The organism is Amycolatopsis sp. QT-25 (assembly GCF_029369745.1).
Taxonomy (GTDB): domain Bacteria; phylum Actinomycetota; class Actinomycetes; order Mycobacteriales; family Pseudonocardiaceae; genus Amycolatopsis.
In genome coordinates, this window is record NZ_CP120210.1 from 1,203,629 (window position 1) to 1,228,188 (window position 24,560).

The 24,560-nt window shown below is 68.3% G+C and carries 25 protein-coding genes and 1 pseudogene; 13 read left to right on the plus strand and 13 right to left on the minus strand.

The annotated features are described in order from the left end of the window. Nucleotides 1-11 precede the first annotated feature (11 nt). Nucleotides 12-770, minus strand: a complete 759-nt coding sequence (locus P3102_RS05925) for a hypothetical protein (protein ID WP_276367196.1) — start codon at nucleotides 768-770, stop codon at nucleotides 12-14. Continuing rightward, complete coding sequence (locus P3102_RS05930; RefSeq protein ID WP_192746427.1) at nucleotides 767-976, minus strand: hypothetical protein; 210 nt, start codon at nucleotides 974-976, stop codon at nucleotides 767-769. Before P3102_RS05930 ends, P3102_RS05925 begins: the two co-directional genes overlap by 4 nt. A gap of 114 nt (nucleotides 977-1,090) precedes the next feature. On the opposite strand from P3102_RS05930, the gene P3102_RS05935 reads away from it, so the two are divergent. Both P3102_RS05935 and P3102_RS05940 read left to right on the plus strand, forming a co-directional pair. Beyond that, entirely contained in the window at nucleotides 1,091-2,695 is a 1,605-nt protein-coding gene (locus P3102_RS05935) for a histidine kinase (RefSeq protein WP_276371003.1), read from the plus strand. Further along, the gene (locus P3102_RS05940) at nucleotides 2,670-3,344 is read left to right on the plus strand and encodes a response regulator transcription factor (protein WP_276367199.1); all 675 of its coding nucleotides are present in this window, start codon (nucleotides 2,670-2,672) and stop codon (nucleotides 3,342-3,344) included. Before P3102_RS05935 ends, P3102_RS05940 begins: the two co-directional genes overlap by 26 nt. Here the strand turns inward: P3102_RS05940 and P3102_RS05945 are convergent. Next, complete coding sequence (locus P3102_RS05945; RefSeq protein WP_276367201.1) at nucleotides 3,289-4,410, minus strand: FAD-dependent monooxygenase; 1,122 nt, start codon at nucleotides 4,408-4,410, stop codon at nucleotides 3,289-3,291. The genes P3102_RS05940 and P3102_RS05945 overlap by 56 nt on opposite strands. Nucleotides 4,411-4,453: 43 nt before the next feature. Here P3102_RS05945 and P3102_RS05950 point away from each other — a divergent pair, with 43 nt between their 5' ends. Continuing rightward, the gene (locus P3102_RS05950; RefSeq protein ID WP_276367202.1) at nucleotides 4,454-4,999 is read left to right on the plus strand and encodes a TetR/AcrR family transcriptional regulator; all 546 of its coding nucleotides are present in this window, start codon (nucleotides 4,454-4,456) and stop codon (nucleotides 4,997-4,999) included. A 121-nt stretch (nucleotides 5,000-5,120) separates the two neighbouring features. Here P3102_RS05950 and P3102_RS05955 read toward each other — a convergent pair whose 3' ends face one another. The 3 genes from P3102_RS05955 to P3102_RS05965 are packed head-to-tail and all read right to left on the minus strand — an operon-like array spanning nucleotide 5,121 to nucleotide 7,812. Then, nucleotides 5,121-5,867, minus strand: a complete 747-nt coding sequence (locus P3102_RS05955; RefSeq protein WP_276367204.1) for an ABC transporter permease — start codon at nucleotides 5,865-5,867, stop codon at nucleotides 5,121-5,123. Then, on the minus strand, nucleotides 5,864-6,898 hold the full coding sequence (locus tag P3102_RS05960) for an acetylhydrolase (protein WP_276367205.1): 1,035 nt from the start codon (nucleotides 6,896-6,898) through the stop codon (nucleotides 5,864-5,866). Before P3102_RS05960 ends, P3102_RS05955 begins: the two co-directional genes overlap by 4 nt. Continuing rightward, nucleotides 6,895-7,812 carry an ATP-binding cassette domain-containing protein gene (locus P3102_RS05965; RefSeq protein ID WP_276367207.1) on the minus strand — a complete coding sequence of 306 codons (918 nt, stop codon included), beginning with the start codon at nucleotides 7,810-7,812 and terminating at the stop codon, nucleotides 6,895-6,897. The genes P3102_RS05960 and P3102_RS05965 overlap by 4 nt, the downstream gene beginning before the upstream one ends. A gap of 135 nt (nucleotides 7,813-7,947) precedes the next feature. Between P3102_RS05965 and P3102_RS05970 the strand changes: the two genes are divergently transcribed. Then, nucleotides 7,948-8,736 carry an ion transporter gene (locus P3102_RS05970; protein WP_276367208.1) on the plus strand — a complete coding sequence of 263 codons (789 nt, stop codon included), beginning with the start codon at nucleotides 7,948-7,950 and terminating at the stop codon, nucleotides 8,734-8,736. Between the two features lie 3 nt (nucleotides 8,737-8,739). On the opposite strand, the gene hrpB is transcribed toward P3102_RS05970, so the two are convergent. Next, nucleotides 8,740-11,130 (minus strand): ATP-dependent helicase HrpB, encoded by a 2,391-nt coding sequence (gene hrpB / locus P3102_RS05975; RefSeq protein WP_276367210.1) that lies wholly within the window; start codon nucleotides 11,128-11,130, stop codon nucleotides 8,740-8,742. Further along, the gene (locus P3102_RS05980) at nucleotides 11,127-11,954 is read right to left on the minus strand and encodes a glutamate ABC transporter substrate-binding protein (RefSeq protein ID WP_276367212.1); all 828 of its coding nucleotides are present in this window, start codon (nucleotides 11,952-11,954) and stop codon (nucleotides 11,127-11,129) included. Before P3102_RS05980 ends, hrpB begins: the two co-directional genes overlap by 4 nt. A gap of 91 nt (nucleotides 11,955-12,045) precedes the next feature. On the opposite strand from P3102_RS05980, the gene P3102_RS05985 reads away from it, so the two are divergent. The 4 genes and pseudogenes from P3102_RS05985 to P3102_RS06000 all read left to right on the plus strand — a co-directional run bounded on the left by P3102_RS05985 (nucleotide 12,046) and on the right by P3102_RS06000 (nucleotide 14,977). Further along, nucleotides 12,046-12,534 carry a MauE/DoxX family redox-associated membrane protein gene (locus P3102_RS05985; RefSeq protein ID WP_276371005.1) on the plus strand — a complete coding sequence of 163 codons (489 nt, stop codon included), beginning with the start codon at nucleotides 12,046-12,048 and terminating at the stop codon, nucleotides 12,532-12,534. Between the two features lie 2 nt (nucleotides 12,535-12,536). Further along, nucleotides 12,537-13,334 carry a thioredoxin domain-containing protein gene (locus tag P3102_RS05990; RefSeq protein ID WP_276367213.1) on the plus strand — a complete coding sequence of 266 codons (798 nt, stop codon included), beginning with the start codon at nucleotides 12,537-12,539 and terminating at the stop codon, nucleotides 13,332-13,334. Nucleotides 13,335-13,554: 220 nt separating this feature from the next. After that, complete coding sequence (locus P3102_RS05995; protein ID WP_276367214.1) at nucleotides 13,555-13,887, plus strand: ClpX C4-type zinc finger protein; 333 nt, start codon at nucleotides 13,555-13,557, stop codon at nucleotides 13,885-13,887. Nucleotides 13,888-13,924: 37 nt separating this feature from the next. Further along, nucleotides 13,925-14,977, plus strand: a pseudogene (locus P3102_RS06000) (leucine zipper domain-containing protein). Here P3102_RS06000 and P3102_RS06005 read toward each other — a convergent pair. The 4 genes from P3102_RS06005 to P3102_RS06020 all read right to left on the minus strand — a co-directional run bounded on the left by P3102_RS06005 (nucleotide 14,974) and on the right by P3102_RS06020 (nucleotide 17,888). Next, nucleotides 14,974-15,858 (minus strand): LysR family transcriptional regulator, encoded by an 885-nt coding sequence (locus P3102_RS06005; protein WP_276367215.1) that lies wholly within the window; start codon nucleotides 15,856-15,858, stop codon nucleotides 14,974-14,976. The pseudogene P3102_RS06000 and the gene P3102_RS06005 sit on opposite strands and share 4 nt — an antisense overlap. Nucleotides 15,859-16,085: 227 nt before the next feature. Continuing rightward, nucleotides 16,086-16,529, minus strand: a complete 444-nt coding sequence (locus P3102_RS06010) for an anthrone oxygenase family protein (RefSeq protein ID WP_276367216.1) — start codon at nucleotides 16,527-16,529, stop codon at nucleotides 16,086-16,088. Nucleotides 16,530-16,627: 98 nt separating this feature from the next. Next, nucleotides 16,628-17,335 carry an RraA family protein gene (locus P3102_RS06015; RefSeq protein ID WP_276367218.1) on the minus strand — a complete coding sequence of 236 codons (708 nt, stop codon included), beginning with the start codon at nucleotides 17,333-17,335 and terminating at the stop codon, nucleotides 16,628-16,630. 328 nt (nucleotides 17,336-17,663) lie between these two features. Next, nucleotides 17,664-17,888, minus strand: a complete 225-nt coding sequence (locus tag P3102_RS06020; RefSeq protein WP_276367219.1) for a hypothetical protein — start codon at nucleotides 17,886-17,888, stop codon at nucleotides 17,664-17,666. 128 nt (nucleotides 17,889-18,016) lie between these two features. On the opposite strand from P3102_RS06020, the gene P3102_RS06025 reads away from it, so the two are divergent. From P3102_RS06025 to P3102_RS06045, 5 genes are read left to right on the plus strand one after another with little or no spacing between them, the layout of a single operon-like run. Beyond that, complete coding sequence (locus tag P3102_RS06025) at nucleotides 18,017-19,210, plus strand: lipid-transfer protein (RefSeq protein WP_346660159.1); 1,194 nt, start codon at nucleotides 18,017-18,019, stop codon at nucleotides 19,208-19,210. A gap of 20 nt (nucleotides 19,211-19,230) precedes the next feature. Then, nucleotides 19,231-19,662 (plus strand): SRPBCC family protein, encoded by a 432-nt coding sequence (locus P3102_RS06030; protein ID WP_276367222.1) that lies wholly within the window; start codon nucleotides 19,231-19,233, stop codon nucleotides 19,660-19,662. Beyond that, on the plus strand, nucleotides 19,659-20,504 hold the full coding sequence (locus P3102_RS06035; protein ID WP_276367223.1) for a MaoC/PaaZ C-terminal domain-containing protein: 846 nt from the start codon (nucleotides 19,659-19,661) through the stop codon (nucleotides 20,502-20,504). Before P3102_RS06030 ends, P3102_RS06035 begins: the two co-directional genes overlap by 4 nt. A gap of 10 nt (nucleotides 20,505-20,514) precedes the next feature. Beyond that, complete coding sequence (locus P3102_RS06040) at nucleotides 20,515-21,384, plus strand: SDR family oxidoreductase (RefSeq protein WP_276367225.1); 870 nt, start codon at nucleotides 20,515-20,517, stop codon at nucleotides 21,382-21,384. After that, nucleotides 21,381-22,595 carry an acyl-CoA dehydrogenase family protein gene (locus P3102_RS06045; protein ID WP_276367227.1) on the plus strand — a complete coding sequence of 405 codons (1,215 nt, stop codon included), beginning with the start codon at nucleotides 21,381-21,383 and terminating at the stop codon, nucleotides 22,593-22,595. Before P3102_RS06040 ends, P3102_RS06045 begins: the two co-directional genes overlap by 4 nt. 74 nt (nucleotides 22,596-22,669) lie before the next feature. On the opposite strand, the gene P3102_RS06050 is transcribed toward P3102_RS06045, so the two are convergent. Beyond that, nucleotides 22,670-23,914 (minus strand): cytochrome P450, encoded by a 1,245-nt coding sequence (locus P3102_RS06050; protein ID WP_276367228.1) that lies wholly within the window; start codon nucleotides 23,912-23,914, stop codon nucleotides 22,670-22,672. Between the last annotated feature and the right edge of the window lie 646 nt (nucleotides 23,915-24,560).

Consider the following 24,560-nt stretch of genomic DNA (forward strand, 5'->3'; position numbering starts at 1 on the left):
CCTCGCTGAGGTCAGGAGGCTCGGCCGAGGGTTTCTTCGACGCGCAGGCGTAGCGCGGGCGGGAGTTCGCCGAGCAGGGGGGACCACTGCTCGACCCGCTTCTCGCTCAGGTGGGTGAGCAGGTCGAGCACCGGCGGCCACAACTCCTCGTCGGCGGCCGCGACCCGCAGCAGGCCGCGGAACCGGGCTTCGGAGAGCAGCCCGAGGACGTGATCGATCCGGGCTTTGTCGTCGAGGACGAACGCGATCCGGATCAGTGCCCCGTCGCCGATGACGTCGAGCGCCCTGCGCACCACTGGATCGGGCAGGTGGCCGACGAACCGGCCGACGGTGATCCAGTCCTCGCGGCGCACGAGCTCACCGGCGACCGCGACGACGGTGCCGAGGGGGATCCGCGCGATGATCGCGCTGGCGCGGCGCGGGTCCAGTTCGGCCGCGACGTCGGCCAGGAAGGGCGGCTTCAGCCGCTTCGCGACGTCGACGCCCCGAGAGACGTCCACCAATCCCGCGATCCGCGCGCACAGAAGCGGGCCGAAGACCTTCTCGGCGATCTTCGCGAGAATCGGGCTCGGGACGACCTTGCTCGCCAGCGCCATCCGCTCGAGGGCGGCGCGGTTGGCGTCGAACAACGTGTCCGTGACCTGTTCGCGGAAGGTCTGGAGGTCGGCCGCGTCCACGGTTTCCAGGTACGAGAGCCGCTCCGGGGTGGTGCCGAGGACGCGGGCGAGTTTGAGGATCTCCGCCTGCGAAGCGAAGTTTTCGGTGGTCACAGGCCCACCACCTTGCGAACGGCGCCCCGCAGAAGCGCGGGTACGTACTTCAAACCCTCTTCGCCTGCTTCGGCCAAGGCCTTGGCCTGACGGTGGCGCGCGTCGCGAAGCGCGTCGGAGAGGTCTTGCTTCTCGTTGTCGGCCAGCGCTTCGATGCCTGCCGGGACAGGACCGCCTAGCTGACCGGTGAGTGTGCGCTCGGCCATGGTGGATCATCATGCCGCATCGGACCGGGAAGCAGGGGACCTTTACTTTCGTCCATGGCGGTCCGCTGGACGCGGCTTGTAGCGTCCAGGTCTGTGAAGGACACGGAGGAGCCCGTGCGCCGCGGGCGGCGGCTGGTCATGGACGTCGCGTTGTGGCTCGGGCTCTGTGGCTGGGTGACCATCGACGCCGGATCCAGCACGAAGCACTGGGAGTTGGCCTTCGGGCTCATCGCGACCACGGCCGCGGTCGCGGTGTCGCGCCGGTACCCGTTGGTTTCGCTCGCCATCGCCATGATCGCGAGCTTCGTCGTGCTGGGCAGTTTCGGTGGCCGGGTGCCCATCTGGGAAGGGTTCGTCCTCGTCGCGATGAGTTATCTCGCCGGCTACCGGCAGCCGGTGGCGAAGCCGATGTTGCGCCTTTTCGCGATCGTTTCCTTGGTCGCGGTCCCGGTGGCGCTGCTGTGGAGCAAGAACGGTTTTTCGGCTTGGGGTGCGTTGCTCGGCGTCTTGGTCTTCGCGTCGGTGAGCCCGTGGCTGTTGGGCCGCTACATCCGGCAGCGCGAGGACATGGCGCGTGACGGCTGGCGCCGCGCCGAGGAGATGGAGAGCCGCCAGCGGCTCGTCGCCGACCGCGCGCGGCTGCGCGAACGGACGAGGATCGCCAGCGACATGCACGACTCGCTGGGCCACGAATTGAGTCTCATCGCGGTGCGCGCGGCGGCGCTGGAGGTCGCGGGCGGGCTCGACGAGCAGGAGCGGCAGGCCGCCGGTGACCTGCGACAGAGCGCCGCGACGGCGACCGAACGGCTGCGCGAGATCATCGGGGTCCTCCGCGAGGACGACGCGCCGACCGAGCCGGTGCACGAGAGCATCGACGAACTGCTCGACCGGACCAGGGCGTCCGGTGTGCTGATCGAGTCCTCGGTGGACGCACGGCTCGACGGCGAACCGCAGATGGTCGACCGCGCCGCGTATCGCGTGGTCCAGGAATCGGTCACGAACGTGGTGAAACACGCGCCGGGTGCGGCCGTCACCGTCCGGGTCGGCCGGTCGGCGGGGCGGACGGACGTCGTGGTCACCAACACCCCGCCGCCCGCGGGGCCGCTGCCGGGCCGGACTTCGGGCAGGCGCGGGCTGATCGGCTTGCGCGAGCGGGTCCGGCTGGTCGGCGGGACCCTGCGGGCAGGACCGCACGAAGGCGGATTCGAGGTCAGCGCGGCCTTGCCGCACGACGCGGCACCGTCGGAGGAGTCCCCGGAGAGCCAGGCGGCGATGGACGCCGAGGTCGGGCAGTCGACTTCGGCCAGGGAACTGGAACGCGCGCGCCGTGACGTCCGGCGCAGTCTGATCCAGGCGATCGTCGTGCCGATGGGGCTGTTCGGCCTGATGATCGGGATCAGCGGGGTGGTGTTCCTCGTCCAGTGGTACGGCTCCGTGCTCGCCGGTGGCGACTACGACCGGATCCGGCTCGGCCAGACGCGGGCGGAGATCGCGGCCGTCCTGCCCGGCGGCCAGCGGATCGCCCGACCGCAGGTGGTGGAGCCCCCGGTGCCCGCGGGGGCGACATGCGAGTACTACGGCACCGAGCGCACCGTGTTCAACTTGAACTACGAGGCCTACCGGCTGTGCTTCGCCGAGGGGAAACTCGTGGCGAAGCACAGGATCACCGAAGACGAGCAAAGGGGGAACCCGGATGATCCGGGTGGTGCTGGCCGATGACGAGGCGATGATCCGCGCCGGTGTGTCGGCGATCCTGGCCGCGGACGCCGGGATCGAAGTGGTCGCGGAGGCCGGGGACGGCCGCGCCGCCGTCGAGCAGGCGCGGGCGACCAGGCCGGACGTCGTCCTCCTCGACATCCGGATGCCGGTCATGGACGGGCTCAAGGCGGCCGAAGAGATCCGCCGGCTGCTGCCCGGGATCGGCGTGATCATGCTGACCACGTTCGGCGAGGACACCTACATCGAGCGCGCGCTGAGCCTCGGCGCGAGCGGTTTCCTGGTGAAGTCCGGTGATCCGCGCGAACTGCTGTCCGGCATCCACGCGGTGGCCGGCGGCGCGGCGTTCCTTTCGCCGAAGGTCGCGCAGCGGGTCATCGCGCGCTTCTCCGGCAGCCGGCTGTCCCGTGCCGAAGAGGCGCGGGCTCTGATCGGCAAGCTGACCCCGCGCGAACAGGAAGTGCTGGCACTGCTGGGTTCAGGACTGTCCAATGCGGACATCGCGGCCAAGCTGTTCGTGGTCGAGGGCACGGTGAAGGCCTACGTGAGCACCATTCTCAACCGGCTCGGCGCGCGGAACCGGGTGCAGGCCGCGATCACCGCGTACGAGGCGGGGCTGGTCGGCGGGGAACCGGAGGCGTCCAGCCGCTGACGCCGGCGCCGAGGCGGGCGGTGAGCGCACCGGGCAGCAGGCGGAACACGCCGTTGCGGACGGCCACGGCGAGCGGATTGCGCAGCTGGGGACCCATCTTTCCGGCCCGCACCGAGGATTTGACGACCGCTTGGCTGCGCGGGCGGCGCTGTTCGTCGTAACTCTTCAGCGCGGCGTCGACGTCTTCGGTGGCACTCAGCGCGGCGGCGAGGACGACGGCGTCTTCGATCGCCTGGCAGCCGCCTTGGCCGAGGAACGGCGGCATCGCGTGCGCCGCGTCGCCGAGAAGCGCGACGCGGCCCCGCACGTAGGACGGCAGGGGAGTGCCGAGCAAGTGGAGATCGTGGTGGAGCAGCGTCTCCGGCGTGGTCGCGGCGATGAGTTCGGGAATGGGCTCGTGCCAGCCACCGAAGCGGTTTCGCAGATATGCCTTCGGGTCCTCGTACCGGACGCCCGCCTCGGCGACGTAGCTCGCCCACCAGTAGACGTGACCGTCGTGGAGCGGGATGACGCCGATCTCGGCACCGTCGTCCCAGCTCGTGCTGAGCTCGACCTGGCGCGGGAGGGTGGTCACCGCGCGGAAGGCCGTGCTGCCGCTGTAGACCGGTCCGGGATGCCGTGGCCACAGCTGTTCGCGGGCCGTGCTGTGGATTCCGTCGGCGGCGACGATGACGTCGGCGCCGAGTTCGTCGAGTTCGGTGACCTCGACGCCGGTGCGAACGCGGCCGTCGGGCAGGGTGTCGCGGAGAGCGCCGATGAGGTCCGCGCGGTGGATGGCGGCGAGTGGACGGCCGTGATGGCGGCGGAACACCTCGGCGTCCCAACGGGTGATGCGGCGGCCTTCGCGGTCATGGAGTCCGCCGGAGGACTGCTCGCGCAGCTTGCCGAGGTGGACGCCCAGGGTTTCGAGTGCGCGCAAGGCATTCGGCCAGAGGGAAATGCCGGCGCCGACGGCGGCGAGTTCCGGCGCCTGTTCGAGGACGATGACCTCCCAGCCGATGCCGTGCAGTCCGATGGCGGCGCTCAACCCGCCGATTCCTCCGCCGATCACGATCGCTTTGCGCATGTCGACCTCCTCTACATCTGTAGAGTACTACTACACTTGTAGAGTGCGAAAGGCGACGATCGGGGACGCGGCCATCGAGGTGATCGCGGCCGAAGGGATGCGGGGGCTGACGCATCGCGCCGTCGACCGGGTCGCCGGGCTGCCGCCGGGCTCGACCTCGTATTACGCGCGGACGCGGGCGGCGCTGCTGGAGCTGGCGATCTCGCGGATGGTCGAACTCGACGAAGTCACCCTCGACCCGCCGCCCGGACGGCTGGCCGAGTACGTGGCGGGGTTCGCCCACGCGGCGATCACGAACGGGCGGACGCGGATGCTCGCGCGGTACGAGTTCGCGCTGGAGGCGACGCGGCGGCCGGAGCTGCGCGAGGCCTACGACCGCGGGGGACTGGTCATCCGGCGGCGGTGCGCCGAGGTGCTCGCGGGATGCGGATCCGCGGAGCCGGAGCGGCACGCGCGGGTGCTCGTCGCGTGGCTGGACGGGACGATCTTCGACGCGCTGGCCGGGACCGGCTCACTGCGGCCGCCCGGTTTGGAGGAGCTGACGCGGGGGGCGCGGGAGGTGCTGGCGGGGCTCGGGGTGGCGGGGTAGCGGGGGACCTTTGCTATCGCCAGGGGCCCTGACCTGGGGCTTTGTCCAGGAAGGAAGCAAGGGACCTTTGCTGTCGCCATGCCCGGAGGCACGAGCGGTAGCAAAGGTCCCTTGCTCTCCTTCAGGCGTCGCGCCGCCGCAGCACGGTGGAACCGGTGGCGAGACCGGCCGCCGCCCACGCCATGCAGAGCGCGATGCCGACCCAGGGAGCGTAGGGCGCGACGCCGCCGAAGATCGGGTTCGGCTGTCCGGGTGTCACCATCGCGTTGACGCCCGCGAAGCCGGGGAAGTAGTTCACGAGATGTTCCCCGCCCAGCGAACCGGCGAACATCGGAATCATCACCAGCAGCACGAAGACCGTCACGATCGTCCCCGCCGTGCTCCGGAGCGCCGTCCCGAGGCCGAGACAGAGCAGGCCCAGCAGCGCGAAATAGCCGCCCATGCCCGCCGAGGTCGCGAGGACCTCGCCCACCGGCGAATCCCGCTCGGAGATCAGCGGTGCCGAGACCGCCACGCCGGCGAGAGTGTTCAGGACGCCGTAGCCGAACAACACCGGCAGCAGGACGGCCGATTTCGCCGCGAGGACCCGGTTCCGCGTCGGGACCCATTGCAGCGTCGAGCGGATGCTGCCGCTGGCGTACTCGCTCGTGATGAACAGCGTCGCCAGCGCGACCACGGCGAACTGCGTGAGGTAGAACGCCGCTCCGGTCACCACGGCGTGCGGGGCCATCGGGCGCTCGCTGCCGTCTTGCAGCGCGAAACCGAGAGCGGCCGAGTAGGCGAGCATCAGGAGAACTCCGCTGATCAGGCACCACCAGGTGGACCGGACCGACCAGAACTTGGTCCATTCCGAAGAAATCGTGTTCATCGCGCGCTCCACTGCTTGAAGAAGGCGGTCAGCCGGTCACGGAAGAAGTCCAGCGCCTTCCACGAATCGATCGAGCCGTACTGGTTCTCGATCTCCGTCGGCGGGAGGTGCGGTCGCAGCCCCAGCTGGTCGACCAGGATCGCCGCGTCGGTCACCGACGAATGGCCGCTGTCCTCGACCAGGTCCTGCTCCTTCGGCCCGGTGAGCCGCGGCCAGGTCTCGTTCCACGACGGCCGGTAGTACTTTTCGCCGGTCGGGCTGGTCAGCAGCAGGAAAGGCCGGTCGAGGGACGTGCTGCCGAAGAACGGGCCGTCGACGTTCACGCCCGCCTTGATCCGCCGGTCGGCGGCCATCGCGGTGGCGGTCGCCGAACCGCCCGCCGAGTGACCGGCCATCCCGATCTTCGTGGCGTCGATCGACCAGCGCCGGTCCTTCAGCAGGGTGTCGACGACGAACGTCGTGTCGATCGCGCGGTTCGCGATCGCGGCGGGCCAAGGGTCGTCCGACCGTCCACAGGCGACACACTGGCGCAGCCCGTCGGGGAACTCCGTCGCCCAGGCTTCGTAGGCGTGATCGATCCCGGCCACCACGAAACCCTGTGCGGCGAGGTGTTCGGCCACCGAGGTGAGCGTGATCCGGTTGTTGCCCGCGCCCGGCGAAAGCAGCACCAGCGGACGTCGCCCAGGAAGAGACGGCGCGTTCTCGCGCGAGTGGACCCGCACCTTGCTCAGCGTGTCCGGCGGCAGGTCGAGTTTCCGGCCGGCGATCGCCGCGGCCGACTCCGCCGGGGACATGTACAGCGGCGCGCGGCCGAGCGGAACCGCCGGATACCAGACGTCGACCATCAGTTCGCGCCGCTTTTCGGGCACCCAGGGGTCGGCTCTCCGCTGATCGGTGAGGTGCATCGTGCGCAACCCGATCGGGAACGGGCCACCCGGTGCGGGCAGCGACAGTTCCGGCGCCGCCGACGCGGCCGCCGGCACCCCCAGCAGGCCGGCGATCACCGCCACCAGGACCATGAGTGACTTCATGCCGCGACTCCCGTTCCGTATTCGACCGAAGAAGCGGTCAGTTCCATGTACGCCTGTTCCAGTGACGCGGTCCGTTCGGCCAGCCCGTGCACGCGGATCCCGAGTTCGTGCACCGCGTCGCCGACGAGGTGCACGCCCAAGTCGTGCACGATCAGTTCGTCCCGATCGGATTCCGTGGTCGCCCCGAGGGCACGCAGTCGCTGTTCGAGGGTGCGCAGGTCGGCGGGAGCGGGCACCCGCACCGCGACCGACGTCCGCGAATTACCCGCGATGAATTCGTCGACCGGCGCGTCGGCGAGCAGTTTCCCCTTGCCGATGACGACCAGTCTGTCGGCGGTCAGCTGCATTTCGCTCATCAGATGGCTCGACACGAACACCGTGCGGCCCTCCTCCGCGAGCGACCGCATCAGCTGACGCACCCAGCGGACACCGTCGGGGTCGAGGCCGTTGACCGGTTCGTCGAACATCAGCACACCCGGGTCGCCCAGCAGCGCACCGGCGATCCCGAGCCGCTGCCCCATGCCGAGCGAAAACGCCCCGGCTCGTTTGCCCGCGACGTCGGTGAGCCCGACCGTCGCGAGCACCTCGTCCACCCGGCTCGCCGGGATCCCGTTGCTGCGTGCCATGGCCAGGAGGTGCTTGCCCGCGCTCCGCCCCGGGTGCAGCGCCTTGGCTTCGAGCAGCGCGCCGACCTCGCGCAGCGGATACCGCAGCTCGGCGTAGGTCTTGCCGCCGATCCGGACCGCACCCGCGCTCGGCGCGTCGAGGCCGAGTGTCATCCGCATCGTCGTCGACTTGCCCGCGCCGTTGGGACCGAGGAAACCGGTCACCTTGCCCGGCTCGACGGCGAACGTCAGCCCGTCGACCACCGTCTTCTCGCCATAGCGCTTCGTGAGTCCTCGAAGCGTGATCATCCGCGTCCTCCTTCGTGTCCTTGAATCCTCCGACGTGGGGACCTTCGAGGGCAGTGCTCCGAAGTCATCGGCCACCCCTTACTTTCGACAGGTGCCGGTCGGCACAAGTCACCGCGGAAAGGCACAATCGGCGCCATGACCACCCGCGAACAACGGCGCGTGAATCCGCTCGACCTGGTGATGCTCGTACTCGCCGTGTTCTCCGTCGGGCTGCTCGCCTACGTGACGTTCTTCCCGCATTCGGAGGAGACGGCGCATCGTGTCTTCATCATCGACATCGTGGTGTGCGGGATCTTCGCGCTGGAATTCCTGTGGCGGTGGCGGCGCACCGGCTGGGAGAAGCGGTTCCCGCTGCGCAACTGGTACGAGATCCTCGGCATGATCCCCATCGCGCATCCGGCGCTGCGCGGGTTCCGGCTGTTGCGGATCGTCGTGGTGCTGGTCCGGCTCGCCCGTACGGCGGACCGCGCGTTCGGGGAGCGGTTCACGCAGCGGCTGGTCGAACGGCTTTCGCGGCCGATCGTGCTCGCGATCAAGAAGCCGATCACGATCGCGGTGCTCGACGAGGTCGTGAAGGTGCTGGAAACCGGGAACTATCCGCAGAACCTCGCGCGCTCCCTCGGTGAGAACCAGTCGTTGCTGCGGGCGATCATCGCCGAGAAGCTCAAGAACGATCCGCAGGCGGGACGGCTTTCGAAGCTGCCGTTCCACGACGAGGTGGTGCGTTCGGTGATCGACACCGCGATGCGCGTGCTCCTCGAGGTGCTCATCGATCCGCGGACCGACGAGTTCTTCGCGCACGTGGTGCGGGAGAACCGGGAGCAGATCAGGAGCGCGGTGCAGCTGGGGTTGAGCGAGCGTGCGGACGACGAGGAGCTGGCGGCGCAGCTGCCGACCCGGCCTCAGCACCAGATGATGGACTGAGCGTCAGCTCCCGCCGCGCCGCGTGGTGCGCCGGGTCGGCGCGGCGTTCAGCGGGTCTTCCGGCCAGGGATGCTTCGGGTAGCGCCCGCGGAGATCGGCGCGCACGGCCGCGTAACCGTTGCGCCAGAACGACTCCAGATCGGCGGTGACCGCGGCGGGCCGTCCGGCCGGCGACAGCAGGTGCAGCACGACGGGGACGCCCGCCAGCTCCGGGGTCGCGAGCCAGCCGAAGGTCTCCTGCAGTTTCACGGCCAGCACCGGCTGTTCATCCGAGTAGTCGACCCGGATCCGCGATCCCGACGGCACCTCCAGCCGGTCGGGTGCCAGTTCGTCCAGACGCGACGCTTCGGGCCAGGGCAGCAGCCCGCGCAACGCGGCGCCCGCGTCCAGCGAAGCCAGATCCGACCGGCGGCGCGCCGTCCCGAGGTCGAGCCAGTGATCCAGAGTGGACAGCAATGTCGTCGAATCCACCGCGGGCCAAGGCGAGCCCAGCACTCGATGCAGGAACGCCAGCCGTTCGCGCAGCCGCCGCCCGTCCTCCGACCAGCGCAGCAGGCCGAGCCCTTCGGCACGCAAGCCCTCCAGCAGCGCGGCGCGGATCGCGTCCGGCGCGGGCGAGCGCAACGGTTTCTCCGAGAGCACGATCGCCCCGAGCCGCCGCACCGAACGCGCCACGACGTCACCCGAAGACCAGCGCACTTCGTCCACAGAGGACACCAGATTCGGCGCCGCGCGGACGGCGAGTTTCTCGTCCGCGGGCGCGGCCAGCCGGATGATGCCCTGCGCGCGGCCGGGATCCCTGGTCGCTTCGGCCACCGCCAGCCATTCGACGTCGGCCAGTCCGCTGCCGCGCGGAAGTTCGGCCGCCGTCCCACCGGCCATCAGGTACACCGGTGTCCCCGCGGAACGCCGTCGCGCGAGCCGCTCAGGATGCGCCAGCGCCACGACCAATGCCGGATCGGCGGCGTTGCCGCCATCGGGCACCAGCTTGGAAAGCCTTCGCACGTCCCGCTTCCAGCGCTCGTCACCGCGCACTCGCCGCAGTTCGGCTTCGAGATCGGTCAGCGTGCCACCACTGTCGAGCAGCGCGACGACTTCGGCCGCCGAACGCGCGTTGGTCCGCGCCGCGCCGTCCAGCAGTGCCCTCGCCAGCCGAGGATGCAGGCCCAGTCCGGCCATCTTCCGGCCGCGCTCGGTCACCGTCCCGTCTTCCGCGGTCGCCCCGAGCGTGACCAGCAGCGCGCGCCCGGCGGCCAGCGCCCCTTCACCGGGCGGATCCCACCAGGAGAGGGCGGAACCGTCCGGGGTGGACCAGCACGCGAGCTCCAGCGCGAACCGTGCCAGTTCGGCCGTGCGGATCTCGGGTTCGGGGTAGGCGGGCAGGGAACCCTGTTCGTGCGCCGCCCAGCACCGGTACACACGTCCCGGCGCCTCACGTCCGGCGCGGCCGGCGCGCTGCTCGGCGACCGCGGCCGAAACGCGGACCGTCGCCAGCCCCGGCAGGCCGCGCCGATGATCGACCCGCGGCACGCGTGACAATCCGCAGTCCACCACGGCGCGCACGCCCGGCACGGTCAGACTGGATTCGGCGACCGACGTCGAGAGCACCACCCGGCGGCGGTCGCGCGGGCGCAACGCGTCGTCCTGGCTCGCCGGCGAAAGGCGTCCGTGCAGGGGAAGCACATCGGCGTCCAGGCCGCCGAGCAGACCGCTCACCCTGGCGATCTCGCCCGCGCCGGGCAGGAACGCCAGCACGTCACCGTCCCCTTCGGACAGTGCTTTGCCGATCACCCGGGCGACGGTCGACTCGACTCGTTCGCCGCGCGCGGGCGGGGAGTACGAGACGTCGACCGGATAGGTCCTCGCCTGCGCGGTGACGACCGGCGCGTCCCCGAGCAGCGCGGCCAGCCGCCCGGAGGCCACGGTGGCGGACGTCGCGAGCAGGCGCAGGTCGTCCCGCAGGCCGGCGCGCACGTCCAGCAGCAACGCGAGCAGCAGGTCCGCGTCGAGATGCCGTTCGTGGCATTCGTCGAGCAGGACGGTCGAAACCCCGCTCAGTTCGGGATCGCCCTGCACTCGCCGGACCAGCAACCCGGACGTCACCACTTCGATCCGGGTCGAAGAGGACACCTTCCGGTCACCGCGGACCGAATAACCGACCGTCTCGCCGACCCGTTCGCCCAGCAGGGACGCCATCCGCGCCGCCGCGGCCCGTGCGGCCAGCCGCCTCGGTTCGGCGACGATCACCCGGCCTTCGCCGTCGTCCAGCGCGAGCGGCACCAAAGTGGTCTTGCCGGTGCCAGGAGGCGCGACGAGCACCGCGGTGCCGTGCGTGTCGAGAGCGGCTTCGAGTTCGGGCAGGACGGCGCGAACCGGCAGATCGGGAAGGGTCACTGCTCGATGACCCGCGGCGGAGGCGGGATCCGGTAACCGGACGGGCCGATGTTGCGGTTCAGCGAGGCGAGCCATTCCCCGGACGAGATCATCTTCTGGATCGCCCTGGCCACCGCTGCCCGGCCCTCGATGTCGTCCTTGCGCAGGCCGACGCCGTATTGCTCCTTCGAGAACGGCTTGCCGACCACCCTCAGCAACTCGGGGTTCTGCGCCACGTACCCCGCCAGAATGACGTCGTCGGTGGTCACCGCGTCCACCTGTCCCGCGAGCAGCGCCGTGACGCAGTCCTGATAGCGCGGGTACTCGACGAGTTGCACCGCCTGGGCGAACTTGTCACGCACCTGCTCGGCGGAGGTCGTGCCGCCCACGGCACACAGCTTGCGGCCGTTGAGGTTCTCGGGACCGGTGATGTCGGTCGACCGGAGGCGGACGAGCAGATCCTGGCCGGTGTCGAAATAGGGACCGGCGAACGCGACCAGCTGTTTGCGTTTTTCGGTGATCGAGTAGGTCGCCACCATCAGATCCGTGGTCCCGGACGTAATGTCCGTCTCGCGTGCGGAAGGCTTGCTGTCGTGCCAGGTGATGTGATCCTCGTCGACACCCAATTCGCTCGCGATGTACTTCGCCACATCGACGTCGAAGCCGACGTACCGGCCGTCGATCGTCCGCTTGGAGATTCCCGGCTGGTCGAAGCGGATGCCGATGGTGAGCTCGTTGGACCCGATGGCGCGCGCGACGAGGGAATCCGACGGTCCGGCCTCCTTGTCGCAGGCCGCCGTGGCGACCAGCATCAAGCAGGCCGCCAGCAGGCCGCGTCCCCTCATCGGGTGCCTCCGTCCGCCGCCTCACCTTGTTCTCAGGGTCGACGGTTAGCCTAGGCCCGTGCGTAGACCGCCCCAAGTCGTACTCGACGCCGTGGGCACCCTTGCCCGGCTCGGACTGGCCGCCGTCTGGTTGGTTTCCGGAGCGCTGAAGATCAGCGATCCGGGGCAGACCTACATCGCGGTCCAAGCTTTCGACGTCCTGCCGGACGGGCTCGTCCGCCCGGTCGCGATCGGGATGCCGCTCGTCGAACTGGCGCTCGGCCTGTTTCTGCTCGCCGGGTTCGTGACCCGGTGGGTGTCGGTGCTGTCGGTGCTGCTGCTCGCGGTGCTCATCGCCGCGATCGCCCAATCGTGGGCGCGTGGATTGAGCATCGACTGCGGCTGCTTCGGCGGCGGCGGTCAGATCGCCGCGGATCAGACGCAGTATCCGCAGGAGATCGCCAGGGACCTCGGATTCGCGTTTCTGGGTGTCTGGCTGATCGTGCGGCCGCGGACCTGGCTGTCCGTGGACGGCTGGCTCGGGAACTCTCCGGCCCCCGCGGACGACGACTATGTGGGTATCGCTGAAGGGAACGAATAATCGTGGGTGGAGCTGAGCGCAACGCTCGGAAACGCAAGCAGCAGCAGACGGCGTCGCGTTCGGTGGCACAGGCCAGGGGCGTGGCGGGCGGCGACAAGAAGAAGGTCGTCGCGATCACCGTCGCGGTGGTCGTGCTCGCCGCGCTGGTGATCGGTGGTGTGCTCTGGACGACGTCCAGCAAGGACAGCACCGAGGGCAAGGTGATCGGGGCCGAGTCGTCGACGACTGTGGCATCTGATGTCGCCCAGAAGCGAGACGGGGCCGTCGTGGTCGTCGGCAAGCCCGAGGCGAAGAAGACCATCGACATCTACGCCGACTTCCTCTGCCCGATCTGCAAGCAGTTCGAGGAGAAGTTCAACGGCCAGATCTTCGAGCAGGTGAACAAGGGGACTTTGCAGGTCCGCTACCACATGCTGCCGATGCTCAACCAGCGTTCCGACCCGCCGGGCTACTCGCTGGACTCCGCCAACGCCTCGCTCGCCGCCGCCGACGCGGGCAAGTTCCTCGCCTTCCACGACGCGCTGTTCAAGGACCAGCCGGAGGAAGGCGGACGGGGGTTCGACAAGGCGCAGCTGATCAAGCTCGGCCAGGACGTCGGCATCACCGACCCGGCTTTCGCGATGGCGGTCAACGGTGGCGCCTACGAGCAGCAGATCCAGGACGCGTACAAGAAGACCTCCACGGATCCGGCGCTGCAGCAGGACTTCGGCAACGGTCCCGGCTTCGGCACGCCGACCGTCTCCGCGAACGGGCAGGTCGTGAAGCTCGAGGCGGACTGGGTACAGAAGGTCGTCGGGTAGTTCTTCGGGTGCTTGAAGGCCCTCTTTCCCGCGCCTGCGTGCGGGAAAGAGGGCCTTCTACGGTGGAGGCGGGGGGCGATAGCAAAGGTCCCTTGCTCCCTCCCCGCAGGTGGGCGCCGCATTCAGGGTTCCGGGTCGGGAGGTTGTCGACGCTTTCTTGTCAGGCCTGGCCTGACGACCTACCTTGATGTCAGGACGTTCCTGACGAAAGGTATGGATCATGAATCACTGTTCCTTCTGCAGGCGATCGGCCGAGCGCGTCGACACGCTCGTGGCCGGGCCCGGTGTCTACATCTGCAACGAGTGCGTGTCCTTGTGCGCTGCGACCATCGCGAACAAGCCGGCCGGATTGACCCGGGCCACGCCTGTCTGGAAAGGAATCGACGACGAGGCACTGCTGGCTCATCTGCCGCGTATCGAGGCGATCCGTCATCAAGTCGACGACGACCTGCGCACTTGGGTCGGCGAGGCGCGACGACGCGGCATCTCGTGGGATCGGGTCGGTGAGTCGCTCGGGATGCGCCGTCAATCGGCATGGGAGCGGTTCTCGTGACAGCTTTCCTGCGCAGTGACAGCCGGGAGGAGGCGTCGTGGCACACGCGAACGCACCACTGAGCCCGGAGGGTCGTCGTCGCCTGGTCGAGCGGTGCGAGACGAGGCCGATCGCTCACGTCGCCGCTGAGATGGGAATCTCTCGGGCGACCGCGTCGAAATGGGTGAATCGCTACCGCGATTACGGAGACATCGGCCTCATGGACCGCTCGTCGGCGCCGCTGACCCAGCCGACCGCGACCCCGGCCGAGACCGTCCTCCGGATCGAACGACTGCGCCGTGCCCACAAGTGGTCGGCGGCCCGGATAACCCATGATCTGTCCGCCTGCGGGATCGTGGTCTCCCGGCGAACCGTCAGCCGTCACCTGGCCGATCTCGGATTGAACCGGCGCCGGTTCATCGATCCGGCCGGCGACACCCACCGCGAACCACGAAGGTTCATCGCCCGCAGGCCCGGCCACATGATCCACCTCGACGTCAAGAAGATCAGCCGAATTCCCGGCGGTGGCGGCCGGCGAGCGTATGGGCGCGGCAGCACTCAAGCCAAGACGGTGGAACACCGAAAAGGTGATGCGGAACGCGGCGGATACACCTATCTGCACTCCGCGATCGACGGCTACTCCCGACTCGCGTACACCGAGGCGATGCTTGACGAGAAGGCCGCGACCGCACTCGCTTTCCTGTCTCGTGCACGCGCGTGGTTCGCCGCCCACGGCATTACCCGCATTGAGCGGATCGTCACCCATGACGGAGCCTGCTATCGCGCCGATGCCTTCGCGTGGGAAATACTCGACGCCCGCCACCAGGAGATCACTTCATACGCGTTACGCCACGACGGCAAAAGGGAGGGCTATAACCGAATTCTTGCAGAGTGACTGCTTTGCGCGCACCTGGATCCCGGAAACCAGCGCGGCAACGCCTTCTCAGCGTGGAACATCCTCTGCAATTACCACAACCCCGGCGATAATCGCCACCCTCGCGATTATCGCCGGGTGCGTAACCAACGTCATGGCTTCATGCATCCAGGGGTCGAAATGCGGTGGTTGCGCGTGCAAGGACCGCATTCAGCTGACGAAATGCGGAGGAATTAGGGAAGCGAAGCGGAGGCGACGGCCGCGAAGGCCTGTACGCGGGCTGTCTCGGCGGAGCGAGGCCAGACGAGGCCCCACTCCACGTCGGGTGAACCGGCGAAGGGCACGAAGCGGATTCGCGGATGGCTGAAGTACTCCCGCGCGTGCGCGGCGAGCGGGCAGATGCCGGTGCCGGTGGCGATCGCGGCGAGCAGTTCCTGAAACGTCGCGAAAGGCTTGCCCCGCGTCACGGGGTGTCCGGCCGGTGTCAGCCATTGGCGTGGTTCTTCGATCCAGTACGGCTCCGGCGGATGCGCCGCGCGGAGGACGGTGTCGCGGGCGAGGTCGTCGAGGGTGACTGATTTCCTTCGCGCGAAGGGGTGTTTCGACGACATCGCGAGCACCATCGGTTCGGTGTGGACGGCCGGTCCGGTCGTCAGATCGGGGTCGTCGGCGGGGAGCAGCGTCACCAGCACGTCGATTTCGCCGGCGCGCAGCATCGCGACCGGGTCGGAGAAATCGGCCTCACGGATGAGCAGTTCCGTGTCCGGATGGCGCTGCCGGAAGCGATTCAACAGGTCTTCGATCAGGTCGGCGACGCCGGGCGCCTCGAAACCCAGCCGCAGCACGCCGCCGATCCCGCGCCCGGCCGCGACAGCACGGTCGATGCCTTCGTGCAGCGTGCGGTAGGCGGGGCCGAGGTCGTCCCGCAGCCGCTCGCCGATCGGCGTGAGCCGGACCCGCCTGCTGGTGCGGGCGAACAGCGGCGCGCCGATGCGGCGTTCCACCTGTTTGATCGTCTGGCTCACCCGCGCCTGCGAGACGTGCAGGCGTTCCGCGGTGCGGCCGAAATGCAGCTCCTCGGCCAGCGTCAAGAAGATCTCGATCTCCCGCAGTTCCATAATGTCCAGGTTATCGATTCGGGCCTATGTCGGTGAGCAGGGACCCGTTTTCGCCGTAGGTCTGGACCATCGGTGCTGCGTCAGGTGTTGATTCAAGTAATGAGCTTGTCGCTCGGGACCGATCCGAACCGGTCCTGGTACAGCGGTTGTCACCCGATCCTCTGGACCACATCGAGTACAAGATGCTCTATGGGCACGACACGCCGGTGAGGTGCAGAACCGGTTCGTCATCGACGGTCCGTGGTGGCTCGGCGGAAGGCAAACCGCGCGAGGAGCAGGGCCAGCCGGACCAGGTTCGCGCGATGCCATTTCTTGGCGAGTTCCTCGCGGCGGACCTGGTCCGGCTGTTCCGTCAGCAGCGGCAGGTTGACCGACCGGACGAGGTGGACGGTGATGCCGGTGGCGACGGCCGTGCCCGCGGCGGCGGTGACGATCGCACGCCGATCACCGCCGTCGCGCCAGCTCCCGGTGAGCGCGAGGGCCGTCGCCCCGATCGTCGCCGGCGCCGCCGGGAGAAAGTAGCGCGCGGGGCTGCCCGGCACGAGAAGCCCAGCGGAGCGACCCCCGGTGAGGCGGGGGACGTCGACGACCGCTTCGCAGAGGTTGCCGAAGAACCAGTGTGCCTGGCCGACCGTGGCGATCCGGGCCCAGTGTCCGGTCTTGACCTGCATGACCCCAGGCTGCCACAGCGGTGATCCCGAAAGCGACAGCAAAGGTCCCTTGCTCTCTTTTCGCTGGTCAGGAGCTTGGTGATAGCAAAGGTCCCCTGCTACTCCTCGATGGCGCCCCCGACCGCCCGCAGGTGCTGCCGAAACGTCAGCGAAGGCGACTTCGTGCGCTCCGCTAGGAAGTCGGCGAAGCGCACCTGCTCGCGAAGAGACTCTCCGGCGCGGATCCGGTCCGCCTGGCGACGTTCGGTGTCGCGGATGCCCTCCGCGCGGTCCAGGACGTCGTCCGCCCGGTCGGCCGGGACGAACAGGACGCCGTCCTCGTCACCGAACACGAGGTCCTCCCGGGTGACCGTCCAGTCCCCGACGACGGCCGATTCGAGCGCCCCCTCCGGGCGCGCGGAGACGGAGAGCGGTCCGGTCGGGATCGAGCCGAGGCTGAACACGGGCAGTCCGATCTTCTTGATGTCGGCGGTGTCGCGATGCAGCCCCCAGATGACCACGCCGCTCAGTCCGGCCGCCTCCGCTTCGAGCACCGCGAGATCCCCGACGCAGCTCTCGTCGAGCCTGCCGCCGTTGTCGACGACGAGCACGTCGCCGGGATTCGCGGTTTCGTAGGCCTCCAGGAACACGTCGACACTTCCGACGTGCCTGGCGGGGGTGGCCCGCCCGGCCACGCGAGCACCGGGCACGACCGAATGCGTGCCGGCGGGCGCGCACCGGACCGGGACACCGGCGCGGACGCAGCCGTCGGTCAGATGCGCGGTGGTCAGCAGGGAGAACCGCTGGCGAAGCTCCTCGGGATCCATATCCCGACTCTAGCCACGGCGCCCCACGACGGAAGTGTTGTCGTGGCCGCCCCCTTGCAGTGCTCCCGCGATCTCGCCGTTGTCGCCCACCACGATGCCGTACGCGTCGACAAGCGCGGGCAGCGTTCTCGCCGAGCCGCCCGGTGACCAGGCCGGATCCGTTGAGTGCCATCGTATTCATCCCGCCCGGTACCTCTTCGGAGGTGTCGAACGCCGTCCACCTTCCCGTCCCGGATCGCGATCCCGCGCGATTCGTGCACTCCCCCGGGAAGGGTGAGTTGCCGCAGCACGCCGTCCTTTCAGAGCCAGGTGCGGCCGAACTGCTCGTTCAGCAGAACGGTGCCGTCGTGGTCGACGTCGACGGCGGGACGTCCAGCAGCACCGGCTGCGCGCGATCGCCGGACGGCCGGAAAGCCGCGGTGGAGCCGTACCTCGGATCGTTGAACACGGTGCCGACGACGTCACCGCAGTCGTTCACGCCGAGGCCTCGGGTGTTGGCGTAACCGGAACCTGGGAGTTTGTGTCCGCCCTGTTCGACGGGGGTGTGAGACACCTGTCTGCGTCATCTGGCGCGCAACGTGCCGTGAATAACATCCGTTCAGACCTGTATGTAAGGGTTGATAAATACAGTCTTGTCTGTATCTTCAGTGGCAGCAGCGACCGGCAACGACAAGGAGCGTCGTGGTGGCCAACAAGGTGTACGTCGTCGGCGTGGGCATGACGAAATTCGAGAAGCCCGGACGTCGCGAGGGCTGGGATTACCCGCAGATGGCCAAGGAGTCCGGGACCAAGGCGCTCGAAGACGCCGGGATCTCCTTCGACGAGGTGCGGCAGGCCTACGTCGGTTACGTCTACGGCGAGTCGACCGCGGGGCAGCGGGCGGTCTACGAACTGGGCATGACCGGGATTCCGGTGGTCAACGTCAACAACAACTGCTCGACTGGGTCGACCGCGCTGTACCTCGCCGCGGAAGCGATCCGGGGCGGCCGCGCGGACTGTGCGCTCGCGCTCGGCTTCGAGAAGATGCAGCCGGGATCGCTCGGCTCCACCTACGACGACCGCGAGCAGCCGATGGGCAGGCACATCCAGGCGCTCGCGGAGATCTCCGAGGTGCTCTTCCCGCCGGCGCCGTGGATGTTCGGCGCGGCGGGCCGCGAGCACATGAAGACCTACGGCACCACCGCCGAGCACTTCGCCAAGATCGGCGAGAAGAACCACCGGCACTCGGTGAACAACCCGTACGCGCAGTTCCAGGAGAGCTATTCGCTACAGGACATCCTCGACTCGCGGATGATCTACGACCCGCTCACGAAGCTCCAGTGCTCGCCGACCTCGGACGGCTCCGGCGCGGCGATCCTCGCCGGCGAGTCCTTCGTGGACTCGCACGGGCTGGCGGAACAGGCCGTCGAGATCGTCGGACAGGCGATGACCACCGACTTCGCCAGCACCTTCGACGGTACCGCGAAGAACATCATCGGCCACGACATGAACGTCCAGGCCGCGCGCCAGGTGTACGACCAGGCCGGGCTCGGCGCCGAGGACTTCCAGGTCATCGAACTGCACGACTGCTTCTCCGCCAACGAACTCCTGCTCTACGAAGCGCTGGGACTCTGCGCCGAAGGGGAGGCCGGAAAGCTCGTCGACTCCGGGGACACCACCTATGGCGGCAAGTGGGTCGTCAACCCGTCGGGCGGGCTGATCTCCAAGGGGCATCCGCTGGGTGCCACCGGCCTCGCGCAATGCGCGGAACTGACGTGGCAACTCCGCGGTACCGCGGACAAACGCCAGGTCGACGGCGTCCAAGCCGCACTGCAGCACAACATCGGACTCGGCGGCGCCGCCGTCGTCACCGCCTACCAGCGCGCCGAGCGCTGATTCCACCGAAAGGACCAATCATGGGCAAGATCAGTGCCTCCGTCGAACTCCCCGCCGCTCCCGGCAAGGTGTGGGCGGAGTTCTCCAACCCCCACAACTTCGAGAAGTGGCTTACCATCCACACCAAGTGGAAGGGTGAGGTCCCGGCCGAGTTCTCCAAGGGCGCGCAGGCTTCCGAAGTCGTCACGATGCTCGGGATGCCGAACACGATCACCTGGACGGTCGACGAGTTCGAGGCGCCGTCGAAGCTGGCGATCTCCGGGACCGGGATGGCCGGGGTGAAGGTCAAGTTCGAGCTGTCCGTGGAAGCGTCCGGCGAAGGTTCGCTCGCCAGCATCGACGCGGAGTTCGCCGGTCAGATGATCGTCGGCGCGCTCGGCAAGGCCGTCGAGAAGGACGGCAAGAAGAACCTCGACGCCTCCTTGGCGAACTTCAAGGCGCTGATCGCGTGACCGACGAGCGATTCGATCCCGGCGGGCTCGGCAAGTGGACCGGCGAGTCCCGGTTCGAGGTGACCCGCGAGCGGCTGATCGAGTACGCGAAGGCCACCAACGACCCGATCCCGGCGCATCTCGCCGGGGACGTCGCGAGCCCGGTGTTCGCGATCGTGCCGGTGTTCGAGTCGCTGATGGAACCCGCGCTCGAGGTAGTCCCGGTCGGCTTGTTCGGCCGGATCGTGCACGGGGAACAGGAGTTCCGGTTCCACCGGCCGATCCGCCCCGGCGACAAGCTGGTGTCACGGGCGCGCATGACCGGCTACGAAGGACTGTCGAACGGCACGCGCGGCACCGTCCACCTCGAATGCCGGGCCGAAGACGGCGACCTGGTCAACGAGCAGTACGTGACCTTGTTCGTGCGCGGGTTCGACACCGGCGAGACGCGGGGCGAACTCGGGCCGGAGCACAGGTTCGACGACGGCCTGCGTTCGCGGGCGCCGGTGGCGAAGGTCAGCCAGCACGTCGATGACGACCAGACGTACCGGTACGCGCCCGCCGCGGGTGATCCGATGCCCATCCATCTCGACGAAGAGGTCGCGAAGGATTCGGGACTGCCGGGGATCATCGCGCACGGCTTGTGCACCATGGCGTTCACCTCGTGGGCGCTGCTGACCGAGGTCGCCGGGTCCGATGTGGACAAACTGAAGCGGTTCGCCGTGCGGTTCGCCAAGCCGGTGTTGCCGGGCCAGGACCTGACGACGTCCATCTGGAGCGCGGGTGGCGGGAGCTACGCGTTCGAAACCACCGTCGGCGAAACCGTCGTGCTCAAAGACGGCCTCGCCGAATTCGCGGAGTAGGAGCAAAGTCATGGGAGCACTCGACGGGCGGGTCGCCGTCATCACCGGCGCCGGCCGGGGGATCGGCCGCGAGCACGCGCTGCTGTTCGCGCGGGAGGGCGCGAGCGTCGTGGTCAACGACCTCGGCGGGGCGAACGACGGCAGCGGGGCCGACACGGGTCCGGCGCAGCAGGTCGTCGACGAGATCCGCGCGGCGGGCGGCAAGGCCGTGGCGAACACGGCCGACGTCGCCGACTGGGCGGGCGCCGAGGAACTGGTCGCGCAGGCGGTGGGCGAGTTCGGCAGGCTGGACGTCGTCGTGAACAACGCGGGCATCCTGCGCGACGGGTTCATCGCCGGGCTGGAGGAATCCCACTGGGATTCCGTGATCGCCGTGCACCTGAAGGGGCACGCGGCGGTGCTGCGGCACGCGGCCGCGTACTGGAAGTCGGCGAGCAAGGCCGGTGAGCGGGTGGCGGGCTCGGTGATCAACACCGCGTCGGCGTCCGGGACCACGTTGCCGAACGCGGGGCAGGCGAACTACGGCGCGGCGAAGGCGGGCATCGCCGCGCTGACGCTGGTCGCCGCCGAAGAACTGGAACGCTACGGCGTGCGGGTCAACGCGATCGCACCGATCGCGCGCACGCGGCTCACCCTGGCGACGCCGGGCATGGGCGCGATCTTCGCGCAGGAGGTCGAAGAAGGGGAGTTCGACGCGTTCTCCCCGGCCAACATCTCGCCGCTGGTCGCCTATCTCGCCACGGAGAAATGCCCGCTCACCGGCAAGGTGTTCGCGGTGCAGGGCGGCGCGATCTCCGAACTCGCGGGCTGGCACGACGTCAAGGTGATCGAAACCGAGGCCGCCTGGGAGATCGACGACATCGCCGCGAAGCTGCCGTGATCGAGTGGTCCGAGACCGAACTGCTGATCCGGGACGCGATCCGCGAGTTCGTCGACAAGGAGATCCGGCCGCACCTCGACGCGCTCGAGAGCGGAACGCTGCCGCCGTACGACCTCATCCGGAAGATGTTCGCGTCCTTCGGCATCGACGCGCTCGCGCGGGAATCGGTGACGAAACTGCTGGCGAAGCCGCCTGGGTCCGGTTCGGGTGGTGGCGGGCTCGCGTTCGGCGGGCAGGAGGCGATGGCGCTCATCGCGGTGAGCGAACTGGCCGGGGTCAGCCTCGGCATCGTCGCCTCGCTCGGCGTGAGCATCGGGCTGACCGCGCAGACGATCCTGACCAAGGGCACGCAAGCGCAGAAGGAACGCTGGCTGCCCGGGCTGGCGACGTTCGAGAGGGTCGGCGCGTGGGCGATCACCGAACCCGAATCCGGCTCGGACGCTTTCGGCGGGATGAAGACGTCGGTGCGGCGCGACGGTGACGAGTACGTCCTCAACGGACAGAAAACGTTCATCACCAACGGCCCGTACGCCGACACGATCATCGTGTACGCGAAGCTCGACGACGGCGCCGACGTCCGCGACCGCACGGTGTTGACGTTCGTGCTGGACAAGGGCATGCCCGGGCTCACACAGGGCAAGCCGTTCAAGAAGATGGGCATGATGTCCTCCCCGACCGGTGAGCTGTTCTTCAGCGACGTCCGGCTCGGGCGGGACAGGCTGCTCGGCGAATCCGAGACCGGCCGCGAGGGTGACAGCAAGGCCGAGGTGAAGTCCGGGTTCGCCGTCGAGCGGATCGGGGTCGCGGCACTGGCGCTCGGGATCATCAACGAATGCCACCGGCTTTGCGTGGACTACGCGAAGAACCGGAAGCTGTGGGGCCAGGAGATCGGGCGGTTCCAGCTGATCCAGCTCAAGCTGGCGAAGATGGAAGTCGCGAGGATCAACGTGCAGAACATGGTGTTCCAGCTGATCGAGACCCTGCGCGCGGGCAAGATGCCGACGTTGGCCGAGGCTTCGGCGATGAAGCTGTACTCGTCGGAGGCGGCCACCGAGGTCTCGATGGAGGCCGTGCAGCTGTTCGGCGGCAACGGATACATGGCGGAGTACCGGGTGGAGCAGCTGGCGCGGGACGCGAAGTCGCTGATGATCTACGCGGGAAGCAACGAGATCCAGGTGACGCACATCGCGAAGGGCCTGCTGGGCCGCTGAGCCGAGGTCCGTTCCGGACGGCGGTGAAGAACGACGTGACCGAACGCCGATCTTCACCGCCGTGCGCGACGACGTCAGGCGCCGACGGACACGTCACTTCCCTGCAGGTTGATCGGGAGCGACTTCAAGCGACGGCTGATCAGGAAGACCGGTTGCCAGCTGGGCTTTTCGTAGGCGGGGCTGACGTTCGGGAACCGGGAAAGCAGGATGCGGAAGAACTCGTCCCCCTCCATCCTGGCCAGTGCCGCGCCGAGGCAATGGAACATGCCGGTGGCGAAGGCGAGATGCCGGTTCGGCGACCGCTTGGCGTCGAACCGGTCCGGGTCCGGGAACACCTCCGGGTCGCGGTTGCCGGCGTTCAAGGCCAACAGGAACTGCTGCCCCGCGGGGAACGGGTATCCGGCGACTTCGACGGGCTCGGTGCTGGTACGGGAGATCACGGAAGCCGGTCCGGCGAGGCGGAGCATCTCCTCGACCGCGCCCGGCATGTGCTCCGGCTCGGCCTTCAGCAGCTCGAACTGGTCCGGGTTGTCGAACAACTGCACCAGCCCGTTGGTGATCAGCCCGCCGGTGGTCTCGTGCCCCGAGAAGAGCAGCATCACGCAGTTGGAAAGGATCTCGGGCTGATCCACGATCCCTTCGCGCTCCGCGGCGACGAACATGCTGATCAGGTCCTCGCGCGGGGAGGCCCGGCGCTCTTCCACCAGTTCCAGCATGTAATCCTGCATCGCCAGCAGGCTGCGCTGGCAGTCCATCAACCGGTCGTAGCTCACGATTTCGGCGATCGCCGCGATGTCTGCGGACCAGGTCAGCAGCTGTGCCCGGTCACTGGTGCGCACGCCGAGCATCTCGGCGATGACGGAAGCGGGCAGCTTGTAGGCGATATCGGCCACCAGATCGACCTGGCCGGCTTTCGCGGCCTCGTCGAGGAGTTCGTGGGTCAACTCCCGGACCCGTGGCCGGAACGAGTCGATCATCGCCGGGGTGAAGTACCGCTTGAGCAGACTGATGAAGCGCTGGTGATCGGTGTTGTTGGTATGCCCCATCCACTTCTCGACCGCTGTGCGCAGCGGAACCAGGTCGGCCTGCTGCTCGGGAGGAAGAAGCCGCATCCCTTGCGTGAGGTTGGCGGGCGCCATCCGGTGGTCTTTCAGCACGCTGACGATGTCGACGTGCCGGGTGAGCAGACCTGCGTCGAGCACGGGAACCCAGGCTATCGGCGTTTCCGCGCGAAGTTTGTGCAGCTCCGGGATCGGATCGGTGTTCTTCTCCGGCGAGATCAATTCATAGACGGGAAACCGTGTCTCAGAAACGGTCATAGTGCTTGCGTCTCCTCCTGGCAGTTGCCTGCGTCCCCAGTAGGCGCGTCGCGCCGAAGCGTACGCCATGCGGCCACCGACTTTCGTTCGTCGGCTCGGTGACGATAGGACTTCGGTTGTTAAATGTATGTATCCGGGGATGTCAATTAGTTCGAACAGCCTACGCCGGGCGGATGTTCGGCGGGATGGCAAAGGGAACCATATCCGGCGCGCAGGGGGTATGCCTGCGATGATCGCCGCCAAAATGATCTTGACCCTACGAAATACGTAGTTCGATCAGATGCTGAGCATGGAAAACCCAGGGTGACAACAGTGGCGACCGCCTTCACTCGGATGTCCTATTGTCCAGCCCAACCTGCTCCGGCACGCTGAGGATCCAGGTCGTGAAAAATTGCGAAGTGTGTTAAAAAATTAATTGATTCTGGGGAGGGTCTTCAGTCCTACTGGTGACCGTCCGCGCTCATACGGGATTCTTGGCGAATTCGATGACTGCTCCGCGGCGGCTGAGGTAACAGGATCGAAGAGGCGCGACGACGCGCCCCACGGACCTGCGCTTTCCCGTCCATCGCCGGTCGGTGGGGTTCACCCTGCCCGGCGGTCACCGACGGCTCGCCGAGCGACCATCGTCGCGGTTTCGGCTCGCGTG

What these genes read in the sequence shown, in the direction of transcription:
- P3102_RS05960 (WP_276367205.1), bottom strand. Translation starts at nt 6,898, where the DNA reads ATGAAGTCACTCATGGTCCTGGTGGCGGTGATCGCCGGCCTGCTGGGG.
- P3102_RS05955 (WP_276367204.1), bottom strand. Translation starts at nt 5,867, where the DNA reads ATGAACACGATTTCTTCGGAATGGACCAAGTTCTGGTCGGTCCGGTCC.
- P3102_RS06005 (WP_276367215.1), bottom strand. Translation starts at nt 15,858, where the DNA reads ATGGAACTGCGGGAGATCGAGATCTTCTTGACGCTGGCCGAGGAGCTG.
- P3102_RS05930 (WP_192746427.1), bottom strand. Translation starts at nt 976, where the DNA reads ATGGCCGAGCGCACACTCACCGGTCAGCTAGGCGGTCCTGTCCCGGCA.
- P3102_RS05980 (WP_276367212.1), bottom strand. Translation starts at nt 11,954, where the DNA reads ATGAGGGGACGCGGCCTGCTGGCGGCCTGCTTGATGCTGGTCGCCACG.
- P3102_RS06030 (WP_276367222.1), top strand. Translation starts at nt 19,231, where the DNA reads ATGGGCAAGATCAGTGCCTCCGTCGAACTCCCCGCCGCTCCCGGCAAG.
- P3102_RS06050 (WP_276367228.1), bottom strand. Translation starts at nt 23,914, where the DNA reads ATGACCGTTTCTGAGACACGGTTTCCCGTCTATGAATTGATCTCGCCG.
- P3102_RS05940 (WP_276367199.1), top strand. Translation starts at nt 2,670, where the DNA reads ATGATCCGGGTGGTGCTGGCCGATGACGAGGCGATGATCCGCGCCGGT.
- P3102_RS05945 (WP_276367201.1), bottom strand. Translation starts at nt 4,410, where the DNA reads ATGCGCAAAGCGATCGTGATCGGCGGAGGAATCGGCGGGTTGAGCGCC.
- P3102_RS05970 (WP_276367208.1), top strand. Translation starts at nt 7,948, where the DNA reads ATGACCACCCGCGAACAACGGCGCGTGAATCCGCTCGACCTGGTGATG.
- P3102_RS06015 (WP_276367218.1), bottom strand. Translation starts at nt 17,335, where the DNA reads ATGGATCCCGAGGAGCTTCGCCAGCGGTTCTCCCTGCTGACCACCGCG.
- P3102_RS06010 (WP_276367216.1), bottom strand. Translation starts at nt 16,529, where the DNA reads ATGCAGGTCAAGACCGGACACTGGGCCCGGATCGCCACGGTCGGCCAG.
- P3102_RS05965 (WP_276367207.1), bottom strand. Translation starts at nt 7,812, where the DNA reads ATGATCACGCTTCGAGGACTCACGAAGCGCTATGGCGAGAAGACGGTG.
- P3102_RS06040 (WP_276367225.1), top strand. Translation starts at nt 20,515, where the DNA reads ATGGGAGCACTCGACGGGCGGGTCGCCGTCATCACCGGCGCCGGCCGG.
- P3102_RS05995 (WP_276367214.1), top strand. Translation starts at nt 13,555, where the DNA reads ATGAATCACTGTTCCTTCTGCAGGCGATCGGCCGAGCGCGTCGACACG.